Below are 18874 nucleotides of genomic sequence, written 5' to 3'. Positions count from 1 at the left end.
GGCGTTCTTTCATAGGCTTCATGTCAGTCCGATAACGTCGATCCCGTCTCGATCAACGTCTTCATGCCGGACAATACGACCGGCAGCCCCGCTTCGAGCACGCGGGACGTATGCGGCGACTCCTCGAAATCGTCGTGGACGACGGTCACCAGCGTCACGCCGGGAAGCTCGGCATGCGGCTCGATATCCCACGTCAGCCGGGAAGGCTTCTCCCCGGCGGTGTCGGCCAGCGAGAGCAGCCGCCACGTCATGACCAGCTTGCGCGGCGGCTCCACGACGAGAAGCTCCCCGATCGCCTGTGGCTCCCCTTGGGGGTTCCGTATCTCGTACGGACAGCCGGCTTTCCATTCCGCCCGGATCGAGCCGTTGTACCAATACTTCGAAGTCATCGCCGGATCGGTCAAGGCGTTCCAGACCATCTCGGGCGTCGATTTGATCGCGATCCGGTTCACGTGATACGGCTTCCGCTCCGTGGCCTGTCCGCTCTCCAATTCCGCTTTCAGCATTGTCAATCCCGATACCCACGGCTCGGCGAATTTGCTTACCCACCGTTCGTAAATTTGCCGGATCGATACCGGGTTGAGGTAATGCAGCTTCTCCCTGCCGACCTTCCGCGTCGTAATCAGCCCCGCCTCCTCCAGCACGTGAAGATGCTTCATGACGCCGAAGCGGGACATTTGCAAATAGGCGCACAGCTCGGTAAGCGTCCGACCGTCCGAGGCGTGCAGCAAATCGAGCAGCGTGCGGCGGCTCGGATCGGCCAACGCTTTAAATACGTCGTTTTCGTTATCCATCGGACATGCCTCCGTGACGATGCAAAGTAAGCGCTACTGATAGGTTACCACGAAGTAACCTATAAGAAAAGTGCCCTTTCGGTAACGTCATGGACGCGCCGGGCGGCCCCTCGCCGCTAAACGGAGAAAGGCCGCCGTCCGGGGACGCGTCTTTCCGTAATGTACGGCCTCCTACGTACGGCTTGTTTTTCGGCGACCGAATTGTAAATTTCGTCCATAAGTGATATCATATCGATATCATCCGAAAGAAAACTAGCGCAAAGCGAGGTGCGGTTCGTGTTGGATAACGTCATGGCCGAGCTGATGTCGCGGCAATCGATCCGCCGGTGGGCGAATCGCCCGATGCACCGGTTGACCGTCGGTCTGATCCGCCGGCCGGAGCGGACGGTATGGACGAACGGGACTTCCGGCGAAGGATGCGGTGCGGCGGAACCGGTTTACGAGATCGGCTCGATTACGAAGACGATGACCGGGCTGCTGCTCGCATCGGGGGAGCGGGACGGATTATGGAGCCGTTCCGACCGGCTGTCGGCTCTCGTGCCGGAATGGCAGGGGAATCCGTTCGCCGCCGGAACGACGCTGCTGGATCTCGCGACGCATACGTCCGGGCTGCCGGCCGTGCCGGGCAATATGAAGGCGGCCGTCACCGATCGGTTGAATCCTTACGCGAATTACGGGGAAAACCGGCTCGTCGAAGCGGTGTTATCGGAGAAAGCGGCAGGGAATCGCAAGCACCGGTATTCCAACTACGGCTTCGGCCTGCTCGGGTGGCTGCTTGCCCGGCGGCTCGGCAAAAGCTTGGACGAGGCGCTGGCCGAGCGCGTATTCGTTCCTCTCGGCATGACGCATACCGGAACGGGGGCGAGCCCTCGAACGTCCGGCACTCTTCTTCTCCCCGTGTTCCATGCGCAAGGAAAGCCCGTACCGCATTGGGATTTTCACGACGCGACGGGAGGCGCCGGGGCGGTCCGGTCGACGATGGCCGACATGATGCGGTATGCGGACGCGATGCTGAATTATTCGGAACATGCGCTCGGCCCGGCGATCGAGCAATGCTTGCGGGAGCATTACGCCATCATGCCGGGCCGGGGAATCGGCATCGGTTTCGCTTGGATGAGGTACAAGGAGAAGGACGGTACGGTGACGCACTGGCATAACGGAGGAACGTACGGCTCGAGTTCCTTTGTGGCGTTCAACCGGGAGAAGCAATCCGGATTCGTCGTCTTATCGAACTACGGCTCCTCCGCATGGAGCCAGATCGCCCCCATGATCGGCCTGCCGACGATGTCCGTCGATCGTCTCGCTTCCCTCCTGTCCAAGAAGCTGTTTCAAGAGGCCGCCCGGTAAAGGCTGTCGCCGCCGTCTCCGGCCGTCGGCCGGGCCCGGACGGATCGTTCAATCGGACGGTCCGTTCCGTTCCGACGCCTGTCCAGGCCGCCGCCGGAAGCCTTCCAGGAATAAGGCGATCACCTTCATCGTGTCCTCCAGCGCTTCCGGGCGGACCGACTCGTGGGCGAGCCAAAGCGACGTCTCGTTCAGCGCTCCCGATATAAAATGCGTCAGCGCGTCGATCGGAACGTCGCCGAAGCATCCTTGCTCCCGCATCGTTTCCAGCTGTCCCCGCAGCAGGCGCATCGAATGGTTCGCATCGATCGCCCGCCAGACGTCCCAGCCCAACACCGCCGGGCCGTCGATCAGCATAATCCGCTTGCTGCGGGGCTCCACCGCGGCCAGCACGAAAGCGCGGCAGCCGAGGTAAAGCTGCTGCCAGACGTCTTCGCTCCGCGAAGCGTCCCGTTCCACCCGTTCGGCGGCTTCCTGCTGAACCGCTTCGAGCACGGCCCGGAACAGCTCCTTCTTGCTGCGGAAATGATGATAGACCGCTCCGCGCGTCATGTTCGCCTCTTGGACGACCGACTCCAGCGCCGTATTCGTATACCCATGCTCGGTAAAATGCTCCCTCGCGATGCGAATCAGCCGGCGAATCGTTTCGTCCGTCTCCGCTTTATTTCTTCTCATCCTGCTCTCCGGTCTCCCCGCCGTCTTCGCCCGACGCGATATAGTGGCCGCCGTACTGCTCCGTCGGCGGAATGACCTTGATGACATCGATCAATACGCCGTTCGGATCGGACGTGATGAAATGGCGCTGGCCGAACTCTTCGTCCCGAATGTCCAGCTCCAGCGGCAGCCTCCCTCGGCGGATGAGCCGCTCGTACTCCGCGTCGACGTCGTCGACTTCGAAGTTGAGGATCAGTCCTTGCACCCGGGTCCGAAACGCTTCGGGAATCGTCGGATGGCCGGCGTCGAGAACGGCCAGCTCGTACGGCGTGTCCGGACCGGACATTTTCAGGCTGACGTACCAGCTTGCCTCGAATACTTTCTCGAATCCGAAATGCTCGACGTAAAACGCGGAGGTGTCGGCGACTCGGTCCGTCAGAAGGACGGGATAGAAACTGTTCGTTCTCATGGGGGAAAGCTCCTTTCGGGATGCTGTCACCACTTTAACATACATGCTGTATGTATGTAAATGCCCCGTTCAACCCGCCATAAAAAAAGCGCCCTCCGATCGGAGGACGCGGCTTCGTCAAGCCTCGGGAGCGGCCGTCACCGTAATGACCACGTTTCCCTTCTTATGCCCTTGTTCCACGTACCCGTGCGCCTCCGGAACCCGCTCCAGCGGATACCGTCTGTCGATGACCGACCGGAGCCGCCCCGCCTCCATCAGCTCCTTGATGAACGCGATATGCTCCGGCACGACCTTCGCAATCCCTTGCCCGTCGACCGTCACAAACGTCCCGTTCGGAGCGAGCGCCTTCCGGCAAACGGATTTGGAGCTCTTCCCGACGGCGTCGAACACGATGTCGTACCGCTCCCCGCTTGTCGTAAAATCCTCCTTCGCATAATCGACGGCCCGATCGGCTCCCAGCGCCTTCACCCATTCGGCGTTCGCGGCACTGCATATCGCCGTCACGTCCGCCCCGAAGTAACGGGCGAGCTGGACCGCCGCCGTCCCGACCGATCCGGAAGCTCCGTAAATCGCGACTTTGTGTCCGCTCCGGATGCCGCCTTTTCTCAAGAAATAAAGCGCCGTCGTCGCCCCGAACAAGATGGAGGCGGCTTCCTCATAGGTCGCATTGTCCGGCTTGAGCCCGATCAGCCCATCCTCGGGCAGACAGACGTACTCGGCGTAACCGCCGAATCGCATGCCGGTCAAGGCGAAAACCGGGTCGCCTTTCTTGAATCGCGTCACCGATTTGCCCGTTTCGTCGACAACGCCGGCCATCTCCACGCCGAGTATCGGCTTTCGCGGCTTCCGGATGCCGAGAACCAGCCGCATCGGAAGCCAGAACAGTAACGGACTGTTGAAGCTGCGCACGCGGATGTCCCCCGCCGTTACGGTCGTCGCGACGATTTTGACCCTGATTTCACGGTCCTTCGGCTTGCACGTCTCCACCTCTTGGAGTTGGAGCACGTCCGGCGGTCCGTAAGTCGTGCAGACCATCGCTTTCATCGGTTTCCCCCATGCCTCAAGTTTGCTCTCAGTATACAGGGAACCGGGTGCGGACTACAGCTACTAAAGTATCGTTTCGGGCGAATCCCGCAGCAAGCCCATCGAGCGCGCCAGCGCGACCGCTTCGGTGCGACGCTTCACCTGCAGCTTGTCGAAAATGATCCGGTTGTGCCCCTTGACCGTACTCAGCGCGATGAACAGCTTCTCGCCGATTTCGCGGTTCGACAGCCCTTGGGCGACGAGCCGCAGCACCTCCAGCTCGCGCTCGCTCAGCGGCTCGACGAGCGGCCGCTCCGGCCGGGCCGAAGAACGGCGGGCCGCTTCGTCTTCGGCCTCCGCAGCCGGAAACTCCGCCCCGAACGCGGCCAGCAGCTTGCCCGCGTAATCCGGCATCGTTCCGCGTGCCGACGCTTCGCGCAGCAGCCGGTACATCGGCGCGCCTTCGTCGACGAACGTCCGGACGAAGCCGCCGGGCCTGGCTGCCGCCAGCGCCTCGGCTAGCGCCTTGAACGCTTCGTCCGGCTCGCCGTGCGCGTACAGGGCGACCGCCTGCACGACCGTCGCCCTCAGCCGCTCGTCCTCCCATCCGCTCGCTTCCGCCCGCTCGATCAGCGGGGCCAACGCCGCCAGCGCCGCGGAAGGGTCGCCTTGGGCGAGGCGCACCCGGGCCAGGCTGACGGGAAGATCGTGCTCCCGCGCCAGACGGGCGGCCCCCTCCGGGCTGCCTTGGCGGAGCAGCGCAAGCGACCGGACGGCGGCGATCGGGCGCTGCACATTCGCGAACGGCAGCCGGCGGGCGTCGTGGTCGACCTTCTCCAGCAAAGCGGCCGCTTCGTCCGTCTCCCCCTGCGCCAGCTTCACTCGGGCGATCATCAGCTCGCCCGCCGCGACGCGGTCCGATTGGTCGAACCGGTTCGCCAGCCCGACGCCGAGCTCGGCGTGCCGCAGGGCGGCGTCGAGATCGTTCCATTCGTACGATAGGCGGGCCAACCCCAGCTGCGCTTCGCAGGCGGCCGGCGGCGGCGCATCGCCGGCCATGTCGAGCACGCGCCGGTACGTCTCCGCCGCCATCGGGAGCCGGTTCTCCGCCTCCTGCACGTGCCCGAGGCCGAGCGCCGCCATGAGGGCGATCATCGCATGCCCGATCTTCTCGCTGATCGCCAGCGCCTCGGCGTACGCCCTGCCGGCTGCGGCCCGATCGCCCCGAAGCTGCAGGGCGTATCCGAGCGCCCACGCCGTGGCCGTGCGGACGGGCAAATTGTCCGGGTGCACATGCTCCAGGGCGCGGCGCGATTCGGCCATGACGGCGTCCGCGTCGTGTCTGCTTACGGCCAGCGCGGCGCGGATCGAGGCGATATGCCCGATCAAGTCCCGCACGGCCTCGTCCCGCCCGACGCCTTCCAGCGCCCGCTCCGCCGCCTGCAGCTTCGGTTCGACGCCGGTCAGCTCGCCTGCCATGAGCAGCGCGGAGGCGTACGTCACCCAGAGCGCCGGCGCCGCGTCCATCATCTCGCGAGGCAGCGAATCGAGCCAGCCCCGTACGGGAGCGACCGCTCCGCGGAAAAGAAGCGGCATCCCGTTCCCCTCGAGCAGCCGGGCGGCGCGCCGGGTATCGCCGGCGGCGGCGGCATGCCGGAACGCTTCCAGCTCGTGACCGTTCTCTTCGTACCAGACGCTGGCGCGCACATGGAGGACCGCCGTCCCCCCTTCCGCGTCCCCGACGGCCGAAGCGGGGCTCCGAAGCAGCCGTTTCCGCAGCAAATCGCCGAACAGATGGTGATAGCGGTACCAGCGCCGCTCGCTGTCGAGCGGGACGAGGAACAGGTTGGCGCGTTCGAGCGCCTCCAGCAGGTCTTGGCCGGACGGCGCGGATGCGGACCTCTCCCCTTCTCCGCCGCTGCCGACGACCGCGTCGCACAGCGGGCCGCACAGCCGGTCGAGGACGGACGTGCGCAGCAGGAACGATTGAACGGAAGCGGGCTGCCGGCGCAGCACCTCCTCGGTCAAATAGTCGAGCACGAACGGATGGCTCCCGGAAAACGACCGGATGAAGCCGGCGGGGTCGGTTCGTCCCTGCAAGGACAGCGCGGCCAGCTGCAGCCCGGCGATCCAGCCTTCCGTGCGGGATTCGAGCAGAGCGACGCTGTCCGCGCCAAGGTCGAGCCCCATCACCCGGCCGAGAAAGTCGTCCGCTTCGGGCAGCGTGAACCGCAGGTCCGCGGCGCGCAGCTCGGTCAGCTGATCCCTGACGCGCAGCCGGGCCAAGGGCAGGCGCGGATCTTCGCGCGTGGAGACGACCAGGTGCATCCGCGGCGGCATCCGCTCGATGAGCAGGGCGACGGCGCCGTCGATCGATCCGGCGCCGATCTCGTGGTAATCGTCGAGGACAAGCGCGAAGCGGCTCGGTACGGCGGTGTCGATCTCATGGAGAAGCATCGCCGCGATCGACTCGGACGAAGGCGGCTGAGGGGAGCGAAGCAAGCCGAGCGCGCCTTCCCCGATATTCGGCGCAATCGTCCGCAGGGCGGCGATCAAGCTCGTCCAGAACCGGACGGGATCGTTATCGGTCTCGTCCAGCGACAGCCAGGCGGCCGGCAGCGGACCGCCGGCGAGCCATTCGCCGAGGAGCGTCGTTTTGCCGGAGCCGGCGGAGGCGGAGAGCAGCGTCAGCTTGCGGTTCATGCCTGCGTTCAAACGTTCGATCAGGCGGGGACGGAAGACGGTCCGAGGCCGGAGAATCGGGATATGCAGCTTGGTGGATACGACCGGTACGGACATGATAACCCCCCGTTCAACGCCGTCGCGCGACGGCTTATGTCGTCTCCAGTGTAACTCAATTGCCGGAGGGAGAGAAGTGGAAAGTCCCCGCTATTTCCTGTCCGGCTCCGCAAAAGCATCTGCGGTAAACGATTGACAACGAATGGAATTTGCACTACCATGCAAATAAGTAAACTAATAGTTTACTTTTATTCATTCGAGTGCAGGAGGGAACGGTCATCGGACTTTCGGAACGCAAGCAAAAAGAAAAAGAAATGCGCAGAAACGACATAATCGACGCCGCCGAAAAACTGTTTTTCGATAAAGGATACGATTCGACGACGATCGACGACGTGGCCAAGACGGCGGAGTTCAGCAAACGGACCGTCTACGTTTATTTCAACAGCAAAGAACAGCTTTATTTCGAAATCATGCTGCGCGGGTACAAGCTGCTGAACCGCATGATGGCCGACGAATTTCAGCGGGACGCGCCCCGTTCCGCTTTGGACGGCATCCGGCGAATCGGCGACGCGCTTTATCGGTTCAGCCGCGAATATCCGAATTATTTCAACGCCATACTCGAATACGAGAACGGGGAGCGGGATTTCGACAAGAGCGTGCCCGATCGATCGCGGGAGGAGTGTTACGAGCAAGGGGAAATCGTATTGGGGCATTTGGTCCGCTTGTTGAACCAAGGCATGGAGGAAGGCACCGTGCGCCCGGATATCGACGCGGCGGGCACCGCGCTCGTTCTATGGGCATGTACGGTCGGCGTGTTCAAGACGGCCCGGACGAAGGCGCGCTATATCGGGCATTACCATAACAGCAGCGCCGACCGGCTGATCGCCGACGCTTTCGATTTGCTGATCCGCTCCATTCGGGTAACGCCGGAGGGCGAGTGAGATGAAGAGGAGAACAAGGAAAAGGAACATGTGGACGAGTCTCCTCCTGGGCGTCGTCGCGTTGGTCTTCGTCGCGTTCGCCGGTTTGCTGATCGCAAGCGGAATTTTCGCAACCCCCCGCTACTTGGAACCGTGGAGCCGGGATTATCACCGGCAGTTCGACGATCCCCGTATCCGGCTGGCCGCTCACGGCTTGCTGGCGGCAAACGGACATAACATGCAGGCGTGGAAAGTCCGGCTCGCCCCCGACGACCCGAACGTCTTTTATTTGTTCGTCGACAGCACCCGGTTAACCGGCGAGGTCGATCCGTATGCCAGACAAACGCTGGTTTCGGCGGGCACGTTTCTGGAATACGTGCGGGTCGCCGGGGAAAAGCTCGGCTACATGACCGCCATTACGCTTTTCCCCGACGGAAGCTACGACGAAGGGCGTCTGGCGGAAAGCATGAACGTCAAGCCGGTGGCCCAAGTCGCCTTGACGGGCGCGGAGCCTGAGGACGACCCGCTTTACGAATTCCTGTTCCGGCCCGATACAAACCGGAGCCCGTACGAGGATAAGCCTTTGACGGACGGCCAAATCGATCGGCTGCGCCGGCTGACGGACGACTCCGAGCTTTCCCTGAACGTGTTTCAGGATCAAGAACATAAAAAACGTCTCGGCACGTACGCCGTCGAAGGCGCCGTGACGGAAGCCGCGGTGCACCGCATCAGCCTGGAATCGGCCGCCCTATTCCGCGCCAACGAATACGAGAAGAACAAGTACCGCTACGGCTTTTCGCTGGAAGGCCAAGGGCTCGGCGGGCTGATGAAGCATGCGATGCAAGGACTCATGACGGCGATTCCTTCGATCAACAGCGAGAAGGCCACGGCGGACTTATTCGTGAAGTCGACGCGTGATGCCGTCGAGCATACTCCGGCGTACGCCATGATCTTCACGAAGGGGAACACGAGAGCCCATCAGGTGAAGGCCGGCATGCTGTATTCCAGACTCGTGCTGACCGCTCACCGGATGGGGCTGGCCGTCCAGCCGCCCAGTCAAGTGCTGGAGGAATACGCCGAAATGAAGCCGCTGTACGACGGCATCCATCGGGAGTACGCCCCCGAATCCGGCACCATTCAGCTGTTCGTGCGGATCGGCGAGCCGACCCGCGAAGCCCGGCGGACGATGAGACGCGACGTCATGGATATCGTGGAAAACCGGCCGTAAACGAAACGGGGACGGCTAAAAACCATAGCCGTCCTCCGTTCTCGAGGCCGTTCCCGCCCCCTTACCTCTTCAGCTGGTCGCCCTTCTATCCCCCTCTCCTCTTCCCGTTAAAGTAGAGGCGGAGACGCCAAACGAAGCTTCCCAGCTGAATCGCCGCAACCGTCGCCAGCCAAACGATGAGAGACGGCATCGCCATCCAGATGCCGGTCCAGGGCAGCACCCTCCCTCCGCCGACGAAGGCCAGAATCGGCTTCACCCCCAGCAAAAGCAGTGCGGGGAGCAAGACGCTTGCCGCCGAGAGGATCAGCCTGCCCCGGGATGCCGCGTTCCGGTTCCCGCCCGTTTTCAGCCGGTAGAACCGATACCCGCCCCGCAGCATCGTCGCCGCCAGGAGCAGCAGCATCGCCACCTCCATGTTCCGGCCGTTGATGACGGAGCGTTCGGCCGCCTCTCCCGTCATGATCCGGGCGACACCTTTTACGAATGCGCCGTAATCGACGAACACGTTCATCCCGGTATCGAACATCATGGCGATCCCGAGCCGCTTATCCAAATAAACGGTCTCCTCCGCCTTATAAGTCCAAAATATGCCCGAGTGCGAAATCGTCCGGCCCCGCGTGTCGTCCCGGGCAGCCATCCACCCCATCCCATAAGGGGCAACAGCCCCCGCCGCGTGATACTGTTCCAGGAGCTTGGGGGAAAGCAGCGGAAGATCGTACTGCGCACGCATCCAGGCGGCCATATCGTCGGCCGTGGAGATGACGCCGGCGGGGCCGTCGACAAACCATAACGGCTCGGCTTGGACGATCGGCTTGCCCAGGAGCACATAATGACCGCGCGGAACGGCCGGATTCTCTTGGATGGCCGACGTTGTCCGGACGCTGTACGTGTCCTTCATCCCCAACGGAACGAAAATCGAATCGCGGACATACTCGGCAAACGGCCGCCCGCTCACCCGTTCGACCAGCAGCGCCAAAAATTGATAGTTCGGGTTATGATAGCCGTACTTGGTGCCGGGATCGTAGGCCGGCTTCACCTCGTTCAACGAAGGGACGATCTCCTGCAGCGTGCGGGATTGAACGGCTTTCGTCATGTCGGGGTTCACCCGATCGGTTAGGCCGCTGGTCTGATTCAGCAAATGCCGGACCGTGATGCGATTGACGCGCTCGTCCGAGGGCGACGCTTCGGGAAAGTAGGATACATAGGGCGCATCCAGATCGATCCGGCCTTGATCCGCCAGCTGCAGGACGGCCAGCGCGGTCATCGATTTGCTGAGCGAGGCGATCGGGAACGGTGTCGAAGCCGTTATAGGTTTGCCGTCGGCGTAGGAGCCGTAGCCTTGCGTATAAAACCGTTCTTCCCCATAAGCGACGGCGAGGGAAGCGCCGGAAATATGGTTCGCTTCCATCGTGTTCCGGACGTACTCGTCAATTTCGGCTATGATCTCCGTTCGGCTTCGGACTTCGGCACCGGCGGCGGGCCAGACGGCCATCCCCGTCAACAGGGCGACCAGCAAGCCGATCAGGCCGACGGACATTTTCTTTCGTACGGTCATTTTGCAGCACTCCTTATGTTCAGATAAGGTCATGCTACCCCGTAATTTTCAACTATTGATCAACACGGACCCGAAAGCTTGCGGTTACGTTCCCGCCGCCGCCGGCCCGGTTTGCAACCGCTAAGCAGCCCCCATGTTTGTCGCACAACACCTTGCACACGTATAAGCCAAGCCCCTGACGCCCGCTCGCATCCGGAACGTCTCCCCGGTAAAAAGGAAGAACGGCCTTTTGCAGCTCCTCGGCGGAAAAACCGGGCCCGTCATCGGCGACCGTGATGGACAAGAGGCCGTCTCGTACTTCATAATCGACGTTCACTTGACCGGTAGCATAGCGCGTTCCGTTGGCTATCATATTGTCAAACACTTGCATGACGAGATCCGGATCGACATCCACCGTGGCCGTATCCGCCGCTTTGCTCGAATCGTACGTTTTGCCGTGCCGCTCCGCCATCCGGCGGGCACCGTCATCCAGCCGCGCGATCAAGCCGTCGGCATCCGTCTCCCGCCGGACGACCGGCCTGTCCTCCAGCTTCTGGATCGAGTTCATCGCTTCCACGTAGCGCTCCATTCGCCCGATATGGGTTTCCATCGTTCGGAGCGTGTCCAGAAGCTTTTCCTCGGACATCCGCTTTTGCGGCAGATAGGTCGTAATCAACTCGAAATACCCTTTCATGATCGACAATGGCGTCCGCAAGTCATGGGCGAAAATGGCATTCAGCCGGTTGCGCTCCTCGACCGAGCGCCACAGCGCTTTGAAATTGCTCTCCAGCTGGCCGCGCATCTTTTCGAACGCCCGGCAAAGCTCGCCCATCTCATCCTTCGCGTCGTAAGATAGGCGGAACTCCAAATCGTTCGCCGAAATGCTCTCCGACGCACTCATTAACAGGTCCAGAGGCTGCTTCAATTTCAGTTTATAAAAAAGGCCGGCCATCAGCACCAATCCGGCTCCGACCGTCAACAAAATCGCGATGATTTGAGCCGTCAGCACCCAATCGGTTCCGGCGGGATGATCCGCGAAGCGCTGCCGGGCCCGTTCGGCCCATTCGAATTCGAATACGATAGCCGTCAGCACGACGACCAAGTACGCGACATTGAGCGCGACGAAGGATTGCAGCAGGGTCAACGGCTTCAGTCGCAAATAGCTTACGATTTTCGCCATTTGTAGCCCACCCCCCATACGGTTTCGATCCGGTCCCCGCAGCCGTGCCCGTTCATTTTGTTGCGGATTCGCCGGATATGCTCGGCGATGACGGCGCTGTCCCCGTCCTCCTCCGTTCCCCACACCCGCTCATAGATCCGTTCTTTATCGAACACCATGCCGGAATGAGTCGACAGCAGCTCGACGATATCGAATTCCTTTTTGGTCAAAGGAAGGGGTACGCCTTTCCCGTATACCGTACGTTCGGCGTAATCGATGACCAAATCGTCGGCAAATTTCACCGCCGCCTTGTTCTGGCTCCGCATTTCCCGGCGCAAATGGGCCTCCACACGGGCACCCAGCTCGTGGATGCTGAACGGCTTGACCATATAGTCGTCCCCTCCGGCCTGGAAGCCGGCTATTTTATCCGCATCCTCCACGCGTGCGGTCAGGAATAGAATGGGGCAGGAGACGAAGCTCCTGATGCTTCGGCACAGCTCCAGTCCGTTCATTCCGGGCATGCCGATGTCCAACAAGATCAGATCCGGCTGCTTTTCCGCTTGCTTCAACCCTTCTTGACCGTCCTTGGCCGTCAGGACGAAATACCCGTTCATTTCCAAATAATCCCGAAGCATGCCGCGGAGGTCGGCCTCATCGTCGATGACCAAAATTTTGTTCATGACCGTTCTCCTTTTCCCCAATAGACTACCCGTATTATACCTCTAGCGGCCGCTTCGCTTCGAGACCTCTCTTGGAATGGAAAAAAGCGTTCCTCCGGATCGTTCAAGGGAACCGACGATCGTTCCGATGAGAAAGATACGGGAAAACGCTTCAAACCGGGGAATGTCTAGTATTGTTTTATAGCGGTGACAATCCGATCCTTGATCAGCGTCCATCTGTCGCGCGGATTCATGTCGAATCGGGAGGTTATGGCCACGACCAGATCGTTGTCCGGGATACAGCAAATGACGTTGCCGCCATCGCCAAGCGCCGAGTATGCGAATATCCCCTCCTCTTCTCGCAGCCACCACAAATACCCGTAATGGTAGGGATTCCCGGCCTTCGATTCGTCAATCCATGCACGGGGAATAACCGGAAGACGATCCCACGTGCCGCCTCTCACATACAGCAATCCGAAACGCGCCATATCGCGGGGAGTCATCGTCAGCCCCCATCCTCCCGCGGAGCTGCCGTTCGGGTCTTCCACCCAGCCTCTCACCTTGCTCCCGAACAGCTCCTCGAAGCCGAACGATTCCATCTCGTAGTGCGGCACTTCTTTCATGCCGATCGGCTTGAACAATCGTTCGTTGGCAAACTCGCGGGCGCTCTTCCCCGTCGTGCGGGAGAGGATGGCGGACAGCAGGTGCGCTCCGGCGGTGGAATACTTAAAGTCTCCAATACTCCCGCCCTGGCCCAGCATGTCCAGCGTATATCGGACCCAATCCGGCTGCATGCACATGTTGGCCAACGGCTCGTGCCAGTCCGCGAACGGGTAAGGAGCCGTCATCGTGAGAAGATGGCGTATCGTAATGTCCCGCTTCCGCTTGTCGGCCGCATCGGGGACATAGTCGGGGAAGAAGTCCAGAACGTTCTGATCTACATGCCGGATAAAGCCCGCCTCTATGGCAATTCCGACGAGGGCCGACAAGATGCTCTTCGTAACGGACGCTACATGGTGCGGGTCGTCCGGCCCGCAGCCGTTGTAGTAGCGCTCGTAGGCGATATATCCGCTTCTTACGACGACGATCCCGCTGATGTTCCCGTATTCGGCCCGTATCGCGGGATCGAGCTGCGTAAGCAGGTCGGCGTCCATTCCCAAAGCCGCCGGATCGGCCGTTTGCCATACCGTAGTCGGCCAATACGTTCTCTGCATGATGCGAACCTCCCTAATCCATCAGTTTTGCGGGCGTCAAGGACGTCCCGGTTTTTGTCGCTATTTTTTCTTTACCGGAAAATAAACTTCGGTAACCAACTCGTCGGAGACTGCGGCTCGTTCGGGACCGACGACATATACTTCATAAGGAGGCTTGGCCACCCTATACCCTTCCGCTTCGACCCATTCTCTCAGCCTGGCGTATACCGATCGCAACTCCGGGTAAGCCCCTTTCCAGACCGACTTCGCGCACAGACCGCCGGGCAAATCTCTCGTTCCTTTTACCGCCTCTTGGACCGGGATGGCGAATTCCGTATCGTTGCCGGCGGGATCGTATTCCGGGCTGTGGTACACCGTCATCGGCCTTCCTTGCACGGTTAGTCCTTCCGAGGCCATCCTTTCATACAGCTTGCCGAAATACGTCCCGTAGCCTGCGGCATAATCGTCGCCGCTCATCATCCGCCTCGTGTACAGGATATTCATGGGGCCCGTCTCGACAAGCTGCACTTCGATCCGGTCCAAGTAAGCCATCAAGGGAATGCCCTTCTCCAAGTGGAGCATATCGTCGTTCATTTGGTTGAGAGCATATTCGAGGGCGTCCATCTGTTCCCGTAAATCCTTTTTCTTGCGCTGAAGGGCCGCATACAGCTTTTCTTCCGCTTGATCCGCTTCCCATTCCAGAACGATTTTGATTTCTTCCAGCGAAAAACGATAGGCTTTCAGGCGGTTGATGAAAAGCATCCTTTTCAGCTGACGGATGGAGTAGTACCGGTATCCGGTGTCGGGACTGATCTCCTCCGGACGAATAAGGCCGATCTCGTCATAATAGCGAAGCGTTTTGGTCGACACTTCGCATATTTTCGAGAACTCTCCGATCGATAGCACGAGGCCACCCCCTTCTTCCACTTTTGGCACAACTGCGGTGCTAGAATGTCGCTTCTGCTTACATGCCTACTGTACATGTTCCCCTTAGGGCAAAGTCAACGCGTTTTTCGCGGCTGACCCCGTGAAGAGATAAGCGCAACAAGCAAGGGCCGCCATTCGGCAGCCCCCACTTATCGTTTATCGAATGCGTTCGATCGAAGAATCCCGGGCGGATTGGAGCAAAATCCCGTCGTCGGACGCGAGTACGCGCGAGATCGGATCGGCCACGCCAAGCTGCAGGCGGCCCGAGCCGTCCAGCAGGACGACGCCATAGTCATCGTTCTCGTTCAAGCGGCAGACGAGTTGACCGTTCGATACTTGCACGCCGGCGACCGGCGTTTCCCATACGAGCGGGTCTTCCCCGTCCGGTTCGGCCCGGTACAGCTCGAAGCGGTTCGATTCCTTCTCGGTCGTGTAAAACACGCTGCCGCCGATGCCGTCAAACCAGGATACGGCACGGTCGGACAGCTTCCTTTCGCCCGTTCCGTCCAGTGCGGACGAATACAAGGCTTCATCCTCGGTTTTGATATAGTACAGCTTGCCGTCGATAATCCGGAACCCGTTGACGCTCGAGCGGATGATCGTTTCGGTTTTATTCGTTTTCAGGTTGATTTTGTATAGCTTATCCGCGTCCGAATCGCTGCGCGAAGCAAGCGCGTACACATCGTCCCCGAAAACGGCGAGCAAGGAGTCGGCGTTTCGCGGGGCCCCGAAAGAGGAAGAGCCGTGGAACCCGACCGCGTACTTCAGTTGCGGATCGCCGATACGCTTACGATCCGTCCCTCCCTGACCCGGTGGCGATAAATACAAGTTGCCGCCCTCGAACGCCGAAGCGCCCAGTTGGACGATTACGGTTCCGTACGGCGTCTCGCGAAAATCGAGATACCCTCGATGCTGCAGCTCCGCTTTCCCGTCGTCATCGATACTCACGAACTCGTCGTGGCCCATAATTCCTCCCCCGAGGTGGTAGGTGAGCCACAGCTTGTCGTCGCGGATTTGAAAAGATAGCTGCTTCTGCAGCCCTTCCGAGGTTTCGATCGAATAGGAGTAAATTTCTTTTTTATCGGACGGTTGCAGCTGAGGAGCCCGATACACGCGGTTCGTCTTGTCCGTCGTCTCGACGAAATAATAATACCCCTTGAACAAGGCGACGTCGTTCTCCCCGGCATAGGCAGGAAGGCCGATCGTCTGCAGCTGCGGATTTCGGGACGTGATGCTGAGGCCCCCGGTATCGCTCCACTCGTAATCCCACCCGAAATCGTCGTGCGCGAAGCGCCAGGTCAGCGGGAAATAAGTGATATCCCGGAAGCTTAACAACGGATACTCTTCTTTCGTATTATCGATCGTCTTGCCGTTGATCGTGACGGCCGTTGCGGGAACCTCCGCCTTGTAGGCGGATGCGTTGCGACGCTCGGACCGGTTCGGCACATAGGAGGAAGTTACGGCGCTTTGCGTAATATGCAAGCCGTCCTCCGGCGACCAAGTCGACACCAATCCGAGCATTCTGCTGTCATACCACGTCATCGGAACGTACGTAATGCCGCAATATACAAGCAGCGGGTAGTCGCGGTACTCGTTTTCCACCGTATGTCCGTTCAAGCTCACCGCAAAATCCGGGATCGTAACGTTCACGCCCGCATCCGCAGCCCGGCTATGTCCCGCCGGCATCAACAAGCTCATGCATAATGAAAAAATAATTGTAAAGCCAACCCATTGTTTTCTCAACGCAGGTCATCTCCTCTCTGTTGAATTAAACGTGGCGACTTGGATTTAGTTGCTGAGGATCTTAGGGTGTACAATTATGAAAGGCGGGTGGGCAAGCCCCGCTCCGACTGTTGGTGGTCTGCTTGGTTCGCTCGTCGAGCTTCGCGTAGCCAAGCCCGTGATCAAATTCGACCCCAACATCTCTTGCAGTGTGTCGGCAAACAGTTCTTTAGTGCGCTGAACGTCAGCCGTTGTTTTCCGATCGTTAGACTATTTACTTGATCCTTTTGAACTTCGAGGCCACTGTGCTCCTTCCAATTCCCCCTGTTAGTCAACTGACTTGATTAGGGAGTTTACACTTTTACAGACTCTGAAAGTAATGATCCTTATACAACCGAAACCCCCGCCGCAGCAGGGCAGGGGTCGCTGTCACTCTCATTTCAGTCCGCATTCATCAGCATCTAGAGCCCTTAAACGCTCATTTGTCTGTTTCGGACATTGTTATTCGTTTTTAGAGGGACGCATTCTAGCCAATTCATTTATAAGCCTGTCCCTGTCCCATAATTCCACGTTATTCGCCTTTGCAAGCTCAATTGCCGGCTTTGTAAAATAGCTATTTGTCACGACCATTGCAAAGTTAGCTTGATACATTCTCATAGAGGTAACAATTTCTTGCACGGCACTTAAATCAACTTTGTTTTTATACCGCTTTGTTTGAACAACAGTTTTGATCCCATCTTTTTGCAAAACAATATCTGCTCCAAAATCTCCGCTTGCCTTGGTTCGCTCCGACTTATAGCCCTTAAGCTGAAAAATATAAGTCAGGTATTCTTCAAACTCGAAGCCTTCCATTTTATCAATTGCTTCAATGTTGGCCTTCTTCATTTTTTGACGCTTTATGTATTCAGGAATGATTTTTACAGACAAAAGGACTCCTATAATTAAAAAAGGGAGAATAATGACCTTCTTCCCCCAAACATTAAATGAAACCATAGCTGCTAGGATAGTAAGAAACAAACATATAATGCTCCAGAACAAGACCCTCACTGTCTTCCGATATAATTTCCGAATTTTTCGTTCGATTTTCAACATGATTTGACACAACCTCACATTAATTTCAAAAAATAACCATAAGCCATCATACCATATCGAGAGGACTATTGTCGCATATAGCGAACGGATAAACAGAGGATTTTGTATCACAAATCGTTATGTTTACATGAATGATTCCCTTTGACAACGATAAAAACGAGAATGCTATTACGCATATCTTTGATAATCAGGCCCTGGCAGTGTGAGGGAATACCTGTTGCACTAGGGTAGAAGTTCAAAGACCTTTCGTAAGATAAGGGTCAGAATATCCTGGTTATACTCTTCATAGAGCGTATTATTGAATACATTGTTCTTGTACATTTGATCTGTAAGAAGTATTCTTTCCTCACCCTGCCAAATCCATTTCATCGTTACGCCTAAGCCAAGCCCATTACGATCTTCTATTCGATCATCGATTACAATACCTATAGCTTTTATGACGAGTGACTTCTCCGATTGCCCCGCCATCGATTTGATATAGATAAAATCGCCTATCTTAAGTTTGTTAAGCATTCGATGTAAGGCTGGAGCCTCATCAGGATCATATCCGATACAGGCACAATTGCTCTGAATAAACTCATCTTTCTTATCATGAATGCGTCCATACATTGCGCCAATGCCGTAAATAGCCATTGTTTACTCCTCCAAACGAGTATGAAATAGTTTGAACTTCATGAGGATAGTATACAGCAATCTTGCTGAAAAACATGAGACTAATAGGACCATGCTCCCTTAATGCTTTGTACTACAAGGGCTCAACGCAGTATTACGCGAGGGGACTGACAAACCAGGGAGGGGCGCTCGCCGCGATGATACATAAGTCCGAATCAGTATGAAGACAAGACAATCGTAAGTCCAAACGTACCATGGCTAACTGGTGGTTTAGTCCGAATAGTATTGAAATATCGCTCAGGAGTGCTTACGGTCAATGAGGACGGGTATGGCTTTCAGCGTCCGGAATCGGTCAGGAGGTTCTTGCGATCACATCTGATGATGGAGAGTGAATGAAGGCTAGAAAGATCATCTACATCGGAGAGTAAGAGGTCATACAAGTTCACCATTTGAGCCGCCGCATACTCTTTTTCTGATTGGCCCGTGTAAGATACTTTTACTTTTGGCTACCTGCATTTAATTGACTTACAAGTTCCTGTAATGATCGTGGTTATCTAGTACTCAGTATACCTCAGTTTCTCATGCATCTGAAGCTGCTTGTCACAGATGTATAACTTGACGAAAGATCGTCTGGAACCCGTATACATCTGACCAATCGGTCGGTGTTATGGAGCCCAATGTCACCGCCGGGATATAATTGACCCATCGTCGCCGGAATGAAAATGACCCACCCCTGTAGAATACATCTCTCTGAAAATACCGACCAAAGTAGCTTCAGAGGGGAGACATATGCTAAGGAGTGGGA

Annotated in this window: 16 protein-coding genes; 3 read left to right on the top strand and 13 right to left on the bottom strand. The window is 58.2% G+C overall.

Annotated elements, in window-relative coordinates:
- Positions 1 to 23 precede the first annotated feature (23 nt).
- The gene (locus tag DLM86_RS03800; protein ID WP_110838656.1) at positions 24 to 794 is read right to left on the bottom strand and encodes an ArsR/SmtB family transcription factor; all 771 of its coding nucleotides are present in this window, start codon (positions 792 to 794) and stop codon (positions 24 to 26) included.
- Between the two features lie 276 nt (positions 795 to 1070).
- Here DLM86_RS03800 and DLM86_RS03795 point away from each other — a divergent pair, with 276 nt between their 5' ends.
- Complete coding sequence (locus DLM86_RS03795) at positions 1071 to 2141, top strand: serine hydrolase domain-containing protein (RefSeq protein WP_245954342.1); 1071 nt, start codon at positions 1071 to 1073, stop codon at positions 2139 to 2141.
- A gap of 48 nt (positions 2142 to 2189) precedes the next feature.
- Here the strand turns inward: DLM86_RS03795 and DLM86_RS03790 are convergent, their stop codons facing one another.
- The 4 genes from DLM86_RS03790 to DLM86_RS03775 form a co-directional block, all read right to left on the bottom strand.
- A complete protein-coding gene (locus tag DLM86_RS03790; RefSeq protein ID WP_110838654.1) occupies positions 2190 to 2813 on the bottom strand; it encodes a TetR/AcrR family transcriptional regulator in 624 nt (207 codons plus the stop codon).
- Complete coding sequence (locus DLM86_RS03785) at positions 2800 to 3261, bottom strand: VOC family protein (protein WP_245954341.1); 462 nt, start codon at positions 3259 to 3261, stop codon at positions 2800 to 2802. The genes DLM86_RS03790 and DLM86_RS03785 overlap by 14 nt, the downstream gene beginning before the upstream one ends.
- A gap of 117 nt (positions 3262 to 3378) precedes the next feature.
- Positions 3379 to 4305 (bottom strand): NAD(P)-dependent alcohol dehydrogenase, encoded by a 927-nt coding sequence (locus tag DLM86_RS03780; RefSeq protein ID WP_110838653.1) that lies wholly within the window; start codon positions 4303 to 4305, stop codon positions 3379 to 3381.
- Positions 4306 to 4368: 63 nt separating this feature from the next.
- Positions 4369 to 7083 carry a winged helix-turn-helix domain-containing protein gene (locus tag DLM86_RS03775; protein WP_110838652.1) on the bottom strand — a complete coding sequence of 905 codons (2715 nt, stop codon included), beginning with the start codon at positions 7081 to 7083 and terminating at the stop codon, positions 4369 to 4371.
- A 254-nt stretch (positions 7084 to 7337) separates the two neighbouring features.
- On the opposite strand from DLM86_RS03775, the gene DLM86_RS03770 reads away from it, so the two are divergent.
- Both DLM86_RS03770 and DLM86_RS03765 read left to right on the top strand, forming a co-directional pair.
- Positions 7338 to 7964, top strand: coding sequence for a TetR/AcrR family transcriptional regulator (locus DLM86_RS03770; protein WP_245954340.1), 627 nt, complete (start codon positions 7338 to 7340; stop codon positions 7962 to 7964).
- A 28-nt stretch (positions 7965 to 7992) separates the two neighbouring features.
- Positions 7993 to 9171 carry an Acg family FMN-binding oxidoreductase gene (locus DLM86_RS03765; RefSeq protein ID WP_245954339.1) on the top strand — a complete coding sequence of 393 codons (1179 nt, stop codon included), beginning with the start codon at positions 7993 to 7995 and terminating at the stop codon, positions 9169 to 9171.
- Positions 9172 to 9256: 85 nt separating this feature from the next.
- Here the strand turns inward: DLM86_RS03765 and DLM86_RS03760 are convergent, their stop codons facing one another.
- From DLM86_RS03760 to DLM86_RS03725, 8 genes are all read right to left on the bottom strand, one after another.
- The gene (locus tag DLM86_RS03760) at positions 9257 to 10726 is read right to left on the bottom strand and encodes a serine hydrolase domain-containing protein (protein ID WP_110838650.1); all 1470 of its coding nucleotides are present in this window, start codon (positions 10724 to 10726) and stop codon (positions 9257 to 9259) included.
- Positions 10727 to 10778: 52 nt separating this feature from the next.
- Positions 10779 to 11885 (bottom strand): HAMP domain-containing sensor histidine kinase, encoded by a 1107-nt coding sequence (locus DLM86_RS03755; RefSeq protein ID WP_110838649.1) that lies wholly within the window; start codon positions 11883 to 11885, stop codon positions 10779 to 10781.
- Positions 11870 to 12544 (bottom strand): response regulator transcription factor, encoded by a 675-nt coding sequence (locus tag DLM86_RS03750; protein ID WP_110838648.1) that lies wholly within the window; start codon positions 12542 to 12544, stop codon positions 11870 to 11872. The genes DLM86_RS03755 and DLM86_RS03750 overlap by 16 nt, the downstream gene beginning before the upstream one ends.
- A 167-nt stretch (positions 12545 to 12711) precedes the next feature.
- A complete protein-coding gene (locus tag DLM86_RS03745; RefSeq protein ID WP_110838647.1) occupies positions 12712 to 13737 on the bottom strand; it encodes a serine hydrolase domain-containing protein in 1026 nt (341 codons plus the stop codon).
- Between the two features lie 60 nt (positions 13738 to 13797).
- Positions 13798 to 14622: a MerR family transcriptional regulator gene (locus tag DLM86_RS03740; RefSeq protein WP_110838646.1), complete on the bottom strand. Its 825-nt coding sequence runs from the start codon at positions 14620 to 14622 to the stop codon at positions 13798 to 13800.
- A gap of 177 nt (positions 14623 to 14799) precedes the next feature.
- Positions 14800 to 16293: a DUF5050 domain-containing protein gene (locus DLM86_RS03735; protein ID WP_158289308.1), complete on the bottom strand. Its 1494-nt coding sequence runs from the start codon at positions 16291 to 16293 to the stop codon at positions 14800 to 14802.
- Between the two features lie 573 nt (positions 16294 to 16866).
- Positions 16867 to 17457 carry a restriction endonuclease gene (locus DLM86_RS03730; RefSeq protein WP_245954338.1) on the bottom strand — a complete coding sequence of 197 codons (591 nt, stop codon included), beginning with the start codon at positions 17455 to 17457 and terminating at the stop codon, positions 16867 to 16869.
- Positions 17458 to 17679: 222 nt separating this feature from the next.
- Positions 17680 to 18090 (bottom strand): hypothetical protein, encoded by a 411-nt coding sequence (locus DLM86_RS03725; protein WP_110838644.1) that lies wholly within the window; start codon positions 18088 to 18090, stop codon positions 17680 to 17682.
- Between the last annotated feature and the right edge of the window lie 784 nt (positions 18091 to 18874).

It is taken from the genome of Paenibacillus flagellatus (genome assembly GCF_003217775.1).
In the GTDB taxonomy this organism is placed as follows: Bacteria; Bacillota; Bacilli; order Paenibacillales; family NBRC-103111; genus Paenibacillus_AB; species Paenibacillus_AB flagellatus.
The sequence above is the reverse complement of the archived record's forward strand: the minus strand, read 5'-3'. Positions and strand labels throughout refer to the sequence as shown.

Excerpts from the sequence above, each read along its gene's own strand:
- DLM86_RS03800 (WP_110838656.1), bottom strand. The coding sequence starts at position 794 with ATGGATAACGAAAACGACGTATTTAAAGCGTTGGCCGATCCGAGCCGC.
- DLM86_RS03790 (WP_110838654.1), bottom strand. The coding sequence starts at position 2,813 with ATGAGAAGAAATAAAGCGGAGACGGACGAAACGATTCGCCGGCTGATT.
- DLM86_RS03785 (WP_245954341.1), bottom strand. The coding sequence starts at position 3,261 with ATGAGAACGAACAGTTTCTATCCCGTCCTTCTGACGGACCGAGTCGCC.
- DLM86_RS03780 (WP_110838653.1), bottom strand. The coding sequence starts at position 4,305 with ATGAAAGCGATGGTCTGCACGACTTACGGACCGCCGGACGTGCTCCAA.
- DLM86_RS03775 (WP_110838652.1), bottom strand. The coding sequence starts at position 7,083 with ATGTCCGTACCGGTCGTATCCACCAAGCTGCATATCCCGATTCTCCGG.
- DLM86_RS03770 (WP_245954340.1), top strand. The coding sequence starts at position 7,338 with ATGCGCAGAAACGACATAATCGACGCCGCCGAAAAACTGTTTTTCGAT.
- DLM86_RS03765 (WP_245954339.1), top strand. The coding sequence starts at position 7,993 with ATGTGGACGAGTCTCCTCCTGGGCGTCGTCGCGTTGGTCTTCGTCGCG.
- DLM86_RS03760 (WP_110838650.1), bottom strand. The coding sequence starts at position 10,726 with ATGACCGTACGAAAGAAAATGTCCGTCGGCCTGATCGGCTTGCTGGTC.
- DLM86_RS03755 (WP_110838649.1), bottom strand. The coding sequence starts at position 11,885 with ATGGCGAAAATCGTAAGCTATTTGCGACTGAAGCCGTTGACCCTGCTG.
- DLM86_RS03750 (WP_110838648.1), bottom strand. The coding sequence starts at position 12,544 with ATGAACAAAATTTTGGTCATCGACGATGAGGCCGACCTCCGCGGCATG.
- DLM86_RS03745 (WP_110838647.1), bottom strand. The coding sequence starts at position 13,737 with ATGCAGAGAACGTATTGGCCGACTACGGTATGGCAAACGGCCGATCCG.
- DLM86_RS03730 (WP_245954338.1), bottom strand. The coding sequence starts at position 17,457 with ATGTTGAAAATCGAACGAAAAATTCGGAAATTATATCGGAAGACAGTG.
- DLM86_RS03725 (WP_110838644.1), bottom strand. The coding sequence starts at position 18,090 with ATGGCTATTTACGGCATTGGCGCAATGTATGGACGCATTCATGATAAG.